At 75.8% G+C, this 12,032-nt stretch carries 13 protein-coding genes; 6 read left to right on the top strand and 7 right to left on the bottom strand.

All coding sequences use genetic code 11. The features are described from left to right. Nucleotides 1-51: 51 nt before the first annotated feature. Nucleotides 52-642 carry a DedA family protein gene (locus tag ABZS66_RS57020; RefSeq protein ID WP_354772607.1) on the bottom strand — a complete coding sequence of 197 codons (591 nt, stop codon included), beginning with the start codon at nucleotides 640-642 and terminating at the stop codon, nucleotides 52-54. A gap of 37 nt (nucleotides 643-679) precedes the next feature. Between ABZS66_RS57020 and ABZS66_RS57025 the strand changes: the two genes are divergently transcribed. Next, the gene (locus ABZS66_RS57025; protein ID WP_354772609.1) at nucleotides 680-1,060 is read left to right on the top strand and encodes a DUF1992 domain-containing protein; all 381 of its coding nucleotides are present in this window, start codon (nucleotides 680-682) and stop codon (nucleotides 1,058-1,060) included. On the opposite strand, the gene ABZS66_RS57030 is transcribed toward ABZS66_RS57025, so the two are convergent. Beyond that, entirely contained in the window at nucleotides 1,046-1,810 is a 765-nt protein-coding gene (locus ABZS66_RS57030) for an META domain-containing protein (protein WP_354772611.1), read from the bottom strand. The genes ABZS66_RS57025 and ABZS66_RS57030 overlap by 15 nt on opposite strands. Then, a complete protein-coding gene (locus ABZS66_RS57035; protein WP_354772613.1) occupies nucleotides 1,807-2,118 on the bottom strand; it encodes a DUF4287 domain-containing protein in 312 nt (103 codons plus the stop codon). The genes ABZS66_RS57030 and ABZS66_RS57035 overlap by 4 nt, the downstream gene beginning before the upstream one ends. 204 nt (nucleotides 2,119-2,322) lie before the next feature. On the opposite strand from ABZS66_RS57035, the gene ABZS66_RS57040 reads away from it, so the two are divergent. From ABZS66_RS57040 to ABZS66_RS57050, 3 genes are all read left to right on the top strand, one after another. After that, nucleotides 2,323-2,955, top strand: a complete 633-nt coding sequence (locus tag ABZS66_RS57040) for an HNH endonuclease family protein (RefSeq protein ID WP_354772615.1) — start codon at nucleotides 2,323-2,325, stop codon at nucleotides 2,953-2,955. A 44-nt stretch (nucleotides 2,956-2,999) separates the two neighbouring features. Continuing rightward, on the top strand, nucleotides 3,000-4,667 hold the full coding sequence (locus ABZS66_RS57045) for a hypothetical protein (RefSeq protein ID WP_354772617.1): 1,668 nt from the start codon (nucleotides 3,000-3,002) through the stop codon (nucleotides 4,665-4,667). Nucleotides 4,668-4,870: 203 nt separating this feature from the next. Continuing rightward, nucleotides 4,871-8,008: a BTAD domain-containing putative transcriptional regulator gene (locus ABZS66_RS57050; RefSeq protein WP_354772619.1), complete on the top strand. Its 3,138-nt coding sequence runs from the start codon at nucleotides 4,871-4,873 to the stop codon at nucleotides 8,006-8,008. Here ABZS66_RS57050 and ABZS66_RS57055 read toward each other — a convergent pair. The 4 genes from ABZS66_RS57055 to ABZS66_RS57070 all read right to left on the bottom strand — a co-directional run bounded on the left by ABZS66_RS57055 (nucleotide 7,995) and on the right by ABZS66_RS57070 (nucleotide 11,050). Continuing rightward, nucleotides 7,995-8,882 carry a hypothetical protein gene (locus ABZS66_RS57055; RefSeq protein ID WP_354772621.1) on the bottom strand — a complete coding sequence of 296 codons (888 nt, stop codon included), beginning with the start codon at nucleotides 8,880-8,882 and terminating at the stop codon, nucleotides 7,995-7,997. The genes ABZS66_RS57050 and ABZS66_RS57055 overlap by 14 nt on opposite strands. 70 nt (nucleotides 8,883-8,952) lie before the next feature. Continuing rightward, nucleotides 8,953-9,339, bottom strand: a complete 387-nt coding sequence (locus ABZS66_RS57060) for a PPOX class F420-dependent oxidoreductase (RefSeq protein ID WP_354772623.1) — start codon at nucleotides 9,337-9,339, stop codon at nucleotides 8,953-8,955. Nucleotides 9,340-9,359: 20 nt separating this feature from the next. After that, nucleotides 9,360-10,448, bottom strand: a complete 1,089-nt coding sequence (locus ABZS66_RS57065; RefSeq protein ID WP_354772625.1) for a Gfo/Idh/MocA family oxidoreductase — start codon at nucleotides 10,446-10,448, stop codon at nucleotides 9,360-9,362. Continuing rightward, entirely contained in the window at nucleotides 10,433-11,050 is a 618-nt protein-coding gene (locus ABZS66_RS57070) for a ThuA domain-containing protein (protein WP_354772627.1), read from the bottom strand. The genes ABZS66_RS57065 and ABZS66_RS57070 overlap by 16 nt, the downstream gene beginning before the upstream one ends. A gap of 201 nt (nucleotides 11,051-11,251) precedes the next feature. On the opposite strand from ABZS66_RS57070, the gene ABZS66_RS57075 reads away from it, so the two are divergent. Then, nucleotides 11,252-11,776: a SigE family RNA polymerase sigma factor gene (locus ABZS66_RS57075; protein WP_354772629.1), complete on the top strand. Its 525-nt coding sequence runs from the start codon at nucleotides 11,252-11,254 to the stop codon at nucleotides 11,774-11,776. After that, nucleotides 11,773-12,032 (top strand): hypothetical protein (locus ABZS66_RS57080; protein ID WP_354772631.1); only part of this gene is annotated, 260 nt, incomplete at its 3' end. The genes ABZS66_RS57075 and ABZS66_RS57080, both read left to right, overlap by 4 nt.

Here is a 12,032-nt window from a genome sequence, read left to right on the forward strand (position 1 = left end):
CCAGGCGGAATCTGGGCCCGCCGCAGCCCGGGCTCAGTTATGAAACAGGCCTTAGCGGTCGCGGCCGTCCCGGCGCCTGCGCAGGTACCACCACAGGGCGATGGCGGCGAGGACCGCGGCCGTCAGGGCGAAGCGGAGCTCGTAGCGGCCCAGCCAGGCGCGGACGCGGTCGAGGTTGCCGCCCGCCACGGCGCCGACCGTCACCCACACGGCCGTCCAGGCCACGGCGCCGATCGCGTCGCGGGTGACGTAGGCGCGCCAGGGCAGCGCCACGGCGCCGGCGATCAGGCCGTTCGTCTGGCGCAGGCCGTCGACGAACCGGGCGAACAGCACCACGTTGCGGCCGCGCGCCGTCAGGAACCGCTCGGCCCGGGTGAAGCGGGGCTCGGTCAGGCCGACCCGGCGGCCCCAGCGCAGGATCGCCGGGCGGCCGGCCCGGCGGCCCAGCAGGTAGCCGAGGTTGTCGCCGGTCACCGCCGCGACCAGCGTGACCGCGACGACGAGCGGCAGGTCGAAGCTGCCCTGCCCGGCCAGCACGGCGGCGGCCACGACCGCGCTGACCGCCGGGGTCGGTATGCCGACGCCCTCCAACAGGACCAGCACGAACAGGGCCGGATAGCCGTACCGCCGCAGCTGCTCCACCAACAGATCATCCTGCCACGGGTACGCTGGGGTCACCATGACCAGCGGGTACGAGTCGCACATCGACCGGCTCATCCGGGAGGCGCAGGAGCAGGGGCAGTTCGACAACCTGCCGGGCGCCGGGAAGCCGCTGCCCGACCGTGGCGAGCTCTACGACGAGGACTGGTGGGTGAAGTCGCTCGCCCAGCGGGAGGACCTGGCCGGCGGCATCCCGCCGACGCTGCGGCTGCGGCGCGAGATCGAGGACCTCCCGGCGACGGTGCGCCGGTTTCGCACCGAGGAGCGGGTGCGGGCCGCGGTCGCCGAGCTCAACGACCGGATCGAGCACGCCAACCGCGGGCACGTCGAGGGGCCGCCGGTGATGCTGCGCCCCCTCGACGCCGACGCCGTCGTGCGCGAGTGGCTAGCTCGCCCGTAGACGCAGGCCCGTGCCGTCGGAGGCGGTCAGGGTCAGGTGGTCCCCGTCGATCGCGGAGCGCACCTCGCCGCGCAGCACCCGCAGTACCGCCGACTCCACCGCGGCTCGCTCGTCCTGGCAGGCCATCTTGGTGGTGACCAGGTCGGCGAACCTGATCGTGGACCCCTCGGCGGTGTAGGCGCCGCCGAGCTGGTTGCAGCCGTCGCTCCCGGTGACCCTGCCGTCGGTGCCGAACGTCAGCCACGCCTCCACGCCCGCCGGGACCGAGCCGGCCACCTCGCCCGTGACCAGGGTGTCGACCACCCAGCGGGGGCCGGCGAGCGGGCGAGGCGTCCCTGCGACCAGGTCGAGCGTGGTGCCCCCGGCGTCGAGGGTGAGCCGGTCGCCGGCGAGGCGCCAGGCCGGCCCGCGCTCCAGGAACGCCGCCAGCCAGCGGTCCTGCTCGTGGCGGGCCGGGTCGCAGCCGATCTCGGTGCTCGCCAGCTCGTCGACGCGGAGGCGTTCGGCGGCGATGCGGGCCTTGCCGCTGAGCTGGTTGCAGCCGGCGGAGGCGATGAGCCGGCCGTCGCGCATGAACCGCAGCTCGATGCGGGTGCCGTCGGCGAGCGGCCGCGGGGCGCCCTGCTCGGTGACGGCGGTCGCCGTGTAGGTGGTGCCCCACGGGGCCTGCTGCGCCGGGTCGGCGCCGCCGGCCTGCGCGCAGCCCGCCAGGGTGAGCAGCGCCCCGGCGAGCGCGGCGATTCGTCTCATGCCCCCTTGGACGCGGCGGCGCCCGGCCGGGTTCCCCTGCCGTCGAGCCAGAGGGTGTCGCTCTCGTCCCGGTGGGCGCCGGTGGTGCCGACGTGCTTGCCGGGGATCGTCGGGCCGTGCTTGATGACGTGCACGAGGGCCATCGCATGGCCGCGGCCGAGCCCGTAGTCCTCCTTGAGCCACGCGATCACGTCGCCGGCCTTCACGGCGGGCCCGTCGAACCCCCGCCCGGCCGCGTCGGCGAGCAGCTCCCGCGGCGTGCGGCCGGTCCTGGTCTCGATCGCGTCGAGGTACGCCTGGAACGACATCGTCGGTCTCCTTCGTGGTTGGGCCTTCTGCTCATGCGTCGACCGGCGCCGCCGGATTTCGACACAGCCGCGGAAGAACTTTTCGCCGAAGGTGTCGATGAGCGCCCAGAGTTCACCATTCCGTGCGGTACCGGACGCCGCTGGGATGTTCACACCCCCGGGTAGCCGTTGGAGACTGATGCTCCTCGATTTGAAGGAGTATCGATGTCGCGACCGTTCCGCTGGATCGTCGCCGGCCTGGCGGCGGTGCTCGCCACCTTCGCGTTCGCCGCCCCGGCCGGCGCGACCCCGCCGGGCATCCCGTCCAAGTCGACCGCCCAGAGCTGGCTCAACGCCCTGACCGTGGCCACGCAGGGCTCCACGAGCGGCTACTCCCGCGACCTGTTCCCGCACTGGATCACCATCAGCGGCGCGTGCAACACGCGCGAGACGGTCCTCAAGCGCGACGGCACCTCGGTCGTCACCGACAGCGCCTGCGCGTCCACGTCCGGCCGCTGGTACTCGCCCTACGACGGCGCGACCTGGACCGCCGCGTCCGATGTGGACATCGACCATGTGGTACCGCTGGCCGAGGCGTGGCGCTCGGGCGCCAGCTCGTGGACGACGGCCAAGCGGCAGAGCTTCGCCAACGACCTGACCCGCCCGCAGCTCATCGCCGTCACCGACAACGTCAACCAGTCGAAGGGCGACCAGGACCCGTCGACCTGGCAGCCGTCCCTGACGTCGTACCGCTGCACGTACGCGCGGATGTGGATCGCGGTCAAGCACTACTGGGCGCTGACGCTGCAGTCGTCCGAGAAGACGGCCCTGCAGTCGATGCTGAACACCTGCGCCTGAAAATCCGCTGCCGCGCCCGGCCGTGGCGGGGCAGGATGGCGCCGGTGATGTTCCAGCGCCGCCGCCTCGCCGCGGCCGCCCCGCTGCCGGTCCGGGCGCGGCCGGACGAGCGGCTGGTCCGGAGCCTGCTCGAGCAGGATGACGCCACGGTACTGCGGGAGCTCGCGCGCCGGCCCGCGCTCCTCGCCGCCCTGGAAGACCGGGCGCGGCGCGCGCCGTGGACGCCGCTGATCCGGTCGGCGGCCAGGTCCCTGGGGTCCGGCTCTGCAGGGTCTGGTGCTGCTGGGTCTGGTGCTGCTGGGTCCGGGGCCGCCGGGTTCTTGGTGGCCGGGCTCGCGCGGCTGGTGGGTGCCGGCCGGGCCGGGCCGGTGACCGTCGCCCTGGCGAGCATGGCGCCGGACGGGCGCGACCGGGAGGCGGCGGTCGAGCGCATGCTGGCCTCCCCGGACCCGTCGTGGCTGCCGTACCTGGTCCTGCGCACCACCGACTGGGCCGCCCCGGTGCGGACCCGGGCCCGTACCGCCGTCGCCCAGTTGCTGGAGCCGGCCGCCCCCGGGGACCTGGCCGCGGTCCTCGGTATCGCCCTGGCGATCCGCTCCCGCCACCGCGGCGCCTTCGCGTTCGCCCAGGCCGTTGCCGCTCTGCTGTCCCGAACCCCGTCCGATCGTGACGCGGTGGTCGCGGAGTGTGAGGGGCGGGCGTGGGGGTTCGCGGCGGGGATGGGGATGGATCTAGGATGGTGGGGCCGCGAGCGGTTGCTGGACCTGGCCCTGTCCGCACCCGACGTGCGCATCCGGGTCCGCGCCGCCGAGCAGCTCTGTCGCGAGGCGGTCTGGACGGCCCACCCGGCGGTGCCCCGGCGACTGGCCGCGCACCCCGGCCCGGAGGTGCGCGCGATCGGCCTGACCGCGCTGTCCCGCCTCGGCCTCGACGCGGAGGCCGCCGCACACCTGTGCGACGCCGCGCCGCTGGTCCGAGCGATAGCCCACGTCGCGGCCCGCCGCACGGGCGTGGACGCGGCAACGCACTACCGCACCCTGCTGTCGGCCGCAGTGCCGCCCGCAGTGCCGCCCGCAGTGCCGCCCGCAGTGCCGGCCGTGGCACTCGCTCCGGATGTGGCGGATGAGCCGCGGGCGGTGGCTGCGCTGGCCGGAGCGGTCGCTGGGCTGGTCGAGTGCGGCGGGAGCGCGGCGGACGCCGCTGTGCTGCGGGGGCTGCTCGCGCATCCGGCGGGGCGGGTCCGGGCGGCGGCCGTACGAGGGCTGGCGCGGCTCGGTGCCGTCCCCGTCGAGGAGGTCGCCGGGCTCCTCCGCGACCCGTCGGCGGCGGTCGTGCGCGAGGCGGCCGCGGCGCTGCGGCCGATGACCAGGGTCGTGCCGGCCGGGCTCGGGCGGGAGCTCCTGGCCGACGGGAGCCGGGCGGAGGTGCGGCGAGCCGGGTACCGGCTGCTGAGCGCCCGCGGCCCCGACGACCGGCTGTACGCCGCGCTCGTGCTCGCCGTCGACCCCGACCCGCGGCTCGGCCGGCGCGGGGTGGCCGACGCCACGCGACTCGCCCGTGACGCTGGCGCCGGCTGGCGGCACCGCGGGCTGACCGAACCGCTCACCGTCCCGGCCGCCCGCACCCCGGAACTGCTTGCGCTGCTCGACCGCGCCACGGGCGCGCTCGGTGCGGCCACCGCCGAACACCTGCGCACCTGGCTGACCGGCTGATGAGGGCACACCGCCGCCCGGTGTGACGTGGTCCCGGTCACGCCGGGCAGCTGTCGGCCGGGTGGGGCGGGTTGCCCGCCGACCGGTTGGGTCGGGGTGGCCGTTCAGGTTCTCAGCGCTGCTGGGCAGGGCCGGTAGGCTCTGGGGTCGGTGCGCGGGCGAGAGGGGGCATCCTGCAGTTCCGGATCCTTGGCCCGCTCGAGGTGGACAACGGCGACGGGCCGGTCGACACCGGTACGCCGAAGCAGCGTGCCGTGCTTGCCATGCTCGCGCTCCAGCCGGGGCGCATCGTGTCGGTGCAGCGGCTCATCGACGAGCTGTGGGCCGACGAGCCGCCCGAGCGGGCGATCGCCTCGCTCCAGGCGTACGTGTCGCGGCTGCGGCGCGCGCTCGAACCCGGGCGCAGCGCGCGGGACAAGTCGAACGTGCTGGTCAGCCGGGCGCCCGGGTATCAGCTCAACGTGCCCGTCGACGCCGTCGACGCGGCGCGGTTCGCGGCGGCCGTCGACGGGGCCCGGCAGGGCGCGGACCCGCACGCGGCGCTGCGGGTGCTCGAAGGGGCGCTCAAGCTCTGGCGCAGCGACCCGCTGCCCGAGCTCGGTGACTCGAACTTCGCGCGGGCCGAGCGGGGGCGGCTGCACGAGCTGCGGCTCACCGCGGTCGAGGAGCGCTCCGAGGCGCTGCTGACGCTCGGCCGGGACGCCGAGGTCGTGTACCTCAGCGAGGCCGAGCTCGCCGAGGCCCCCTACCGGGAACGGGTCTGGGGCCAGCTCATGCTGGCGCTGTACCGGGGCGGGCGGCAGGCCGACGCCCTGGCGGCGTACGCGCGGGCGCGGGCCGGGCTGATCGACGAGCTCGGCATCGAGCCGGGGCCGGCGCTGCAGCAGCTGGAGCAGGACGTCCTGCGCCAGGCGCCGCACCTCAACGGCCCGGTGGCCGCCGTGAAGGCGGCACCGGCGGCACCGCGGCGACCGGAGCCGGCCCACGAACCGGCCCACGAACACGAACGGGAGCCCGACGACGACAGCGGGCTCGTCGGGCGCGACGCCGAGCTGCGCACCATCGACCGGCTGCTCGCCGAGGTCGGCGGCGGGCGTGGGCGGCTGCTGCTCGTCTCCGGCAGCCCGGGCATCGGCAAGTCGGCGCTGCTGCGGGAGCTCACCGCGCGGGCGACCGGCCACGTCGGCACCGGCACCGGCGTCGACGGGGAGGCGCCGCCGGTGTTCCTGCCCTGGGCGCAGATCCTGCGCGGGATCGCTGAGTCCGGCGCGAAGGCGGACCTCGCCGCGGCGTTCGCGCCGTACGGGAACCTGCCCGCGGTGCTGGACCCGACGCTGAGCGAGACGCTGCCGCTGCCGGCCGCCGAGCGGCTCGCCGACCCCGACCTCGCCCGCTCGCGGCTGTACCAGGGCATCGTCGACGGTCTGTGCCGGCTCGCCGCGGCCAGCTCGCAGCATGCGCCGCTCGTCCTCGTCGTCGACGACGCGCACTGGCTCGACGCGCCGTCGACCGTGCTGCTGACGATGTTCGCCAAGGCGCTGCGGCGCAGCCGGGTGCTGCTCGCCGTCGGGTACCGCGAGGCGGAGCTGGCCCCGGACGCGCCCCTCGCCGGTGCGCTCGGCGAGCTGCTGACCGACGCGTCCGCGGTACGACTGCCGCTGCACGGTCTCGACGCGCCGGGTGTGGCCACGCTCGCCCGCGCGGTGACCGGCGACGACGTGCCGGCCGAGACGGTGGCCATGCTGGTCGACCGGACCGGCGGCAACCCGTTCTTCGTCGTCGAGCTGCTGCGGGTCCTCGCCGCCGAGCACACCCTGGAGCCCGAGCACGTGCCGGTCCGGGTGCAGGAGGTCGTCCGGCGCCGGCTCGCGAAGCTGCCGGGCCAGGTCAACGCCGTCGTCGCGGTCGCCTCGGTGCTCGGGCGCGACGTGTCGGTGCCGGTGCTGCGCGAGGTCGTGCAGATCGACGAGCTGGCGCTGTTCGACACCCTCGACACCGCCGTCGTGTCGGGTGTGCTCACCGCCACCGACGACCCGGGCCTGCTGCGCTTCTCCCACGATCTCGTGCGGCAGACGGCGTACCTCGACCAGGGCCCGCTGCGCCGCGCCCGGCTGCACGCCCGGGCCGCCCAGGCGCTGCGCGACACCGGCCTGGCCACCGCGGCCGACCTGGCGACGCACCTGCGGGCCGCGCTGCCGGTGCTGTCGCCGTACGACGTGGTGCCCGCGCTCGCCGACGCCGCCCGGGAGGCGTACGACCGCACCGCCCACGAGCAGGCCTCCGCGATGCTGGAGGAGGCCCTGGGCATGGTGCACCGCGCACCGGCCAACGAGAAGCGCGACGCCGCCGAGCTCGACCTGCGGATCCGGCTCGCGTACATGCACCAGGCCACCGACGGCTACCTGGCGCCGGTCGTCACCGCGCAGTACGCCGCCATGGAGCCGCTGCTGCTGCGGCTGCGCGGCCGGCCCGTCCTCGACGTGCTGCCGGCGCTGTGGGGGTACGCCTCCTTCCAGACGGCCGGCGGGAACACCGCCCGGGGCGTGGAGGTGGCGCGCTCCGCGACCGCCGGCGGCAGCGGCGACCCGTGGGCGACCCTCGTCGCCGAGGTCCACGAGGGCGCCGCGGCGCTCAGCGAGCTCGACCTGGTCCGGGCCAACAAGTGCTTCGAGACCGCGCTCGCCGCGCTGCCGGCCGGGGAGCTGCCGGTGTTCACGATCGTCAACTGGGACCCGGTGATCGGCGCGCTCGCCCCGGCATCGATCGCGGCCAACCTGCTCGGCGACCTCGACGCCGCCGACCGGCACCTGCGCGCGGCCCGGGAGCGCGCGGCCCGGGTCGGCGAGCCGTTCCTCGACATGTACGTCGCCAACTACGCGGCCGTCGTCGCCGCCGACCGCTACGACGCGGCGGCGACGCGGGAGGAGGCCCGGGCGACGCTCGCCACCGCCGAGCGGGGCGGCCACCGGGAGTACCAGAGCCTGTCCGGGATCGTCCTGGGCTGGGCCGAGGTGCGCTGCGGCGACCCGTCCGGCCTGGAGCGCATCGACGCCGCCCGGGAGCATCTCGGCGACACGATCCTGCGGTTCGGCCGCCTCCAGGCCCTGCACGCCGACGCCTGCCTGGCCCTCGGCCGTACCGAGAAGGCCGCCGCCGTCGCCGGGGCCGCCCTGGAGCGCGGCCTGCCCGGGCAGAGCGGGTTCGCCGAGCCCGACCTGCGCCGGATCCGGGCGCTCGCGCTCGGCGACCGCGCCCTCGCCGAGCAGGCGCTGGCCCGGGCCCGCGAGCTGCAGTACGCGGCGGCGGTCGCCCGGGCCGAGACGGCGCTCAGCTCCTGGTGACCTGCATCGGCAGCCCCTGCTGGATGTCGAGCAGCGCCCGCTCGCCCAGCGGCGCCGCCAGGTCGACGTCGAGCGTCCGCCGGTAGCCGATCGCCGTGCACGCCTCGTTCGCCGCGTGCGGGTGGGTCAGGATGATCACGACGACGGCGTTGGCCGACTCGACGACCTCGCCCGTGTAGTCCGCGCCGCACGGCTGGCTGGCCGGCCCCGGGCTGCCCGTGAACACCAGGGTCAGCGTCGTGCCGGCCGCGTTCACGCTCGCCGAGTCGATCGGCAGGCCGCCCGGCGAGTTGAACGGGTCCCACGACGGCGGCGTGACCGTGACCGCCGCCGACGCGGCCACGGCCGGCCGGGTCACCCGCACGGCCGTGTCCTGCAGCGTGTACTCCCAGGCCGGCACCGTCGCCGGCCCGCGCGTGGTGCTGATCTTCGCGGTGGTGAGCCGGGCGCCGGTGGCGGTCAGCGGCGGGCAGCCGCCGCAGTCGCTGCGGGGGATCGCGGCGAGGGCCGCGTCGGCCCCGACGAGCGGCACGTCGAGCGTGGCCCCGCCGTCCCAGGTCACCGTGCCGGTCGCCTGGGGCGCCGCCGGCAGCACACCGCCGGCCAGGACCTGCCCGGACAGCAGCGACGCCTTGTTCTCCCCGCGCTCGGGCTCCCAGTCGCCGAGCTGGCCGGTCAGGTCGCCGACCGGGACGTAGCGCTGCTGCCCGCCGGCGGCCTGCACGGCCTCGTCGTACCGCGCGAGCACGTCCCGGGCCTGCTTGCGCAGGCGGTCGGGGTCGTCGCCGGGCCCGCCGAGCCCGTCGCCCCCCGCGCACCCGGCCGCCGCCGTCGCGACGAGCATGGTGATCCACAGTGCCCAGATCCGTCTCATGCGGATGGGACGCCGACGCCAGCCCATCGGTTCCCGACGATGCGGCCCGCCGGTCCTCGCTGGCTCAGGCTCACTGGCTCAGGCTGACGGCGATCCCGACGACCGGCGGCTTCCGCAGCCGCAGCAGCCGCGCGAGGGCGTTGCCCGCGCGCGACATGAAGTACCGCCGGGCGAGCAGCTGCCGCGCGTGCTGCGTTCCGGCGTCGTCGAGCACCCGCGCGGTCCCCTCGACGCTGGCGGCCCCGGGCGCGACCCGCCCGCGGACGTCGCACGCGGTGACCACGACCCGCGGGTCGTTGCGGATCCGCTTGACCTTCCAGGCGTCCGCGTTGGAGACGATGAACAGCTCCCCCTGGTCCGCGACGTGCCACACGGCCGTCGCGACGGCCGTGCCGTTCTTCCGGTACGTGGTGAGGCTGACATACTTGGAGCGCCCGAGCTCCTCGACGGCCGTCATCCCCACAGCGTACGTCCTCGCTAGGCGTCGTCCGGGTCGGCCGCCAGCGGGACCAATGGCGGGACCGTGCAGGTGCTTGCCACCTCGGTCGTCGTGCCGGTCGTGGCGGCCGACAGGAGGGACTCCATCACGTCCAGGACGTGGTAGGCCAGGTCCGCCGACGCGCGTGGGGGAGTGCCCGTGCGCAGGGCGCGGGCCAGGTCCGCCACGCCGTAGCCGCGGGCCGCGTCGCGGTAGCCGGCCAGGTCGGGGAGCTTCGTCCATTCCTGCGTCGCGCCGGTGAAGCGGTGGACGTCGCCCGCGAAGCCGTTCGGGTCGGGGACGTTCAGGGTGCCCTCCGTGCCGTACACCTCGATGCGGGGCAGGCGGCCCGTCCAGGCGTCGAAGCTCATCATCAGCGTCGTCAGGGCGCCCGACGCGTGCTCCAGCGCGCCCGTCACGTGGGTCGCCACCTCGACCGGGAACGTGACCCCGTCCAGGGTCGTGCGGGTCGGGCGCGGGGTCGAGGCCAGGCCGGTCACCCGGCGCACCGGGCCCAGCAGGTGCACCAGGGCGGTCAGGTAGTACGGGCCCATGTCGTACAGCGGGCCGCCGCCCGGCTCGTAGTAGAACTGCGGCGACGGGTGCCAGCGCTCGTGGCCGGGGGTCACCATGAAGGCGGTCGCCGCGACCGGGGTGCCGATGTCGCCGGCCGCCAGGGACGCGCGGGCCGTCTGCAGGCCGGTGCCGAGCACCGTGTCGGGGGCGCAGGCGACGGTGCGCCCGGCCGACGCCGCCGCGGCCAGGACGGTGGCGGCCTCGGCGGTACCGGTGGCCAGCGGCTTCTCGCCGTAGACGTGCTTGCCGGCGGCGAGGGCGGCCAGCGCCACGGTCGCGTGGGCCCGCGGGACGGTGAGGTTGAGCACCGCGTCCACGTCGGCGGACGTCAGCAGCTCGTCGGGCGGCACCGGCAGTACACCCGGAAGATCCGCGGCCAGCGCGGCCGCGCGGCCGGCGTCCAGGTCGGCCACCCGGGTCAGGCGGACGCCGGGCAGCTGCGCGAGGGTCCCGGCGTAGGCGGCGCTGATCTTGCCGGCGCCGACGATGCCGACGGTCAGCGGCTCGCCCATGCCAGGCCCCTCCGGATGATCTCGTCGTGCTCGGGGACCTCGAGGTCCTTGGGCTCGTGCCCGACGGTGGTCACGAACACGCGGCCGGCGCCCCAGCGGGTCGTCCACACCACCGGCATCGCGACCCCGTCGACGTCGGTCACCGCGTGGACCTCGATCGACGGGTCGACGTGCACCCGGTACTGCTCGGTGTGCACCGTGAACGGGGGCAGGCCGGCGACGACGGGGTGGTCGCCGGTGGGGCGCACGTCGTACGTGACGAACTGCGGCGGGTGGTGCACGAACTGGCCGCCGGTGATGCGCTGGTAGTCGGGGGCGGCCCGGAAGGCGTCGATCATGCCGCCGTGCCAGCCCGCGAACCCGGCGCCGGCGTGGACTGCCTGCGACAGCCCGGCCAGCTGCTCGGCGGTGATGGTGCCCATCGTCCAGCACTGCACGACGAGCGCGGCCCGGCGCATGAGGCCGGTGTCGGTGTACACGTCCAGCGACTCGGACGTGACCACCTCGGTGCCCTGGGCGCGCAGCCAGGCGGCGTAGCGGTCGGTCACTTCGACCGGCCGGTGCCCCTCCCAGCCTCCGCGGACGACGACGGCGAGATCCATGCCGATGATCATAGATCGGTACCACGGTTCCCGGCGTCCGTAGCGATGACCCGCGCCGCCAGCTCCGTGAGGCGGCGGCGGTCGGCCGGCGGCACCGCCCCAGGGCGTCCGTACCGTCCTGGTGACCGGGGCCGCCTGACGGGGAACATCGCGTGCAACCGAATCGACGGGTGGTGCGCACCTAGGGAGTGAGGAGGTGCGATGCCCGGCGGTGAGAGTGAGGACCAGCGCCAGTTCCGCGAGTACTTCGTCGCGCGGCACGAGGCGGTGCGGCGGACCGCGTACGTCCTGTGCGGGGACTGGCACTGGGCCGACGACCTGACGCAGAACGCGTTCATGCGGCTGGCCGTCGCGTGGCGGACGGTGCGGGACCGGGAGGCGCTCGACGCCTTCGTGCGGACCTGCCTCGTGCGGGCCTACCTGGCCGACGTGCGGCGGGTCTGGCGGCGGCGGGAGCAGTCGGTGGCCGAGCCGCCCGAGCACGCCCGGGACGGCGACGACCCGGCGAGCCGGGTGGCGTTCACGGTGGCGCTGCGGCGGCTGCCGGCCCGGCAGCGGGCCGTGCTCGTCTGCCGGTTCTACCACGACCTCGACGTCGAGGCGACCGCCGCCACCCTCGGCTGCTCGGCGGGGACGGTGAAGAGCCAGACCGCGCGCGGGCTGGCGAAGCTGCGCGACCTGATCGGTACGGACGGTGCCATGACGACGGTGGGTGAGGGGCGATGACCGGACTGCGGACGAGGTTCGAGGAGCTGGCCGGTACCGGCGCGCCGCCGACCCGGCTGAGCGCCGACGGGGTGTACCACAAGGCGTGGCGGCGCCACCGGCGGCGGCGCGCGGTCGCCACCGCGGTGGTCGTGGCGGTCGCCGCCGGGCTGGCGCTCGTCACGCTCCGGCCGGGGCCGGACGCGGCGCCGCCGCCCCCGACGCAGCAGCGCACCGGCCCCGGCCGGAGCGTGACGAGCGCCAGCCCGGCGGCGAC

Source organism: Dactylosporangium sp. NPDC005572 (assembly GCF_040605515.1).
In the GTDB taxonomy this organism is placed as follows: domain Bacteria; phylum Actinomycetota; class Actinomycetes; order Mycobacteriales; family Micromonosporaceae; genus Dactylosporangium.

Excerpts from the sequence above, each read along its gene's own strand:
- ABZS66_RS57025 (WP_354772609.1), top strand. The coding sequence starts at position 680 with ATGACCAGCGGGTACGAGTCGCACATCGACCGGCTCATCCGGGAGGCG.
- ABZS66_RS57030 (WP_354772611.1), bottom strand. The coding sequence starts at position 1,810 with ATGAGACGAATCGCCGCGCTCGCCGGGGCGCTGCTCACCCTGGCGGGC.
- ABZS66_RS57035 (WP_354772613.1), bottom strand. The coding sequence starts at position 2,118 with ATGTCGTTCCAGGCGTACCTCGACGCGATCGAGACCAGGACCGGCCGC.
- ABZS66_RS57040 (WP_354772615.1), top strand. The coding sequence starts at position 2,323 with ATGTCGCGACCGTTCCGCTGGATCGTCGCCGGCCTGGCGGCGGTGCTC.
- ABZS66_RS57055 (WP_354772621.1), bottom strand. The coding sequence starts at position 8,882 with ATGAGACGGATCTGGGCACTGTGGATCACCATGCTCGTCGCGACGGCG.
- ABZS66_RS57060 (WP_354772623.1), bottom strand. The coding sequence starts at position 9,339 with ATGACGGCCGTCGAGGAGCTCGGGCGCTCCAAGTATGTCAGCCTCACC.
- ABZS66_RS57065 (WP_354772625.1), bottom strand. The coding sequence starts at position 10,448 with ATGGGCGAGCCGCTGACCGTCGGCATCGTCGGCGCCGGCAAGATCAGC.
- ABZS66_RS57070 (WP_354772627.1), bottom strand. The coding sequence starts at position 11,050 with ATGGATCTCGCCGTCGTCGTCCGCGGAGGCTGGGAGGGGCACCGGCCG.
- ABZS66_RS57075 (WP_354772629.1), top strand. The coding sequence starts at position 11,252 with ATGCCCGGCGGTGAGAGTGAGGACCAGCGCCAGTTCCGCGAGTACTTC.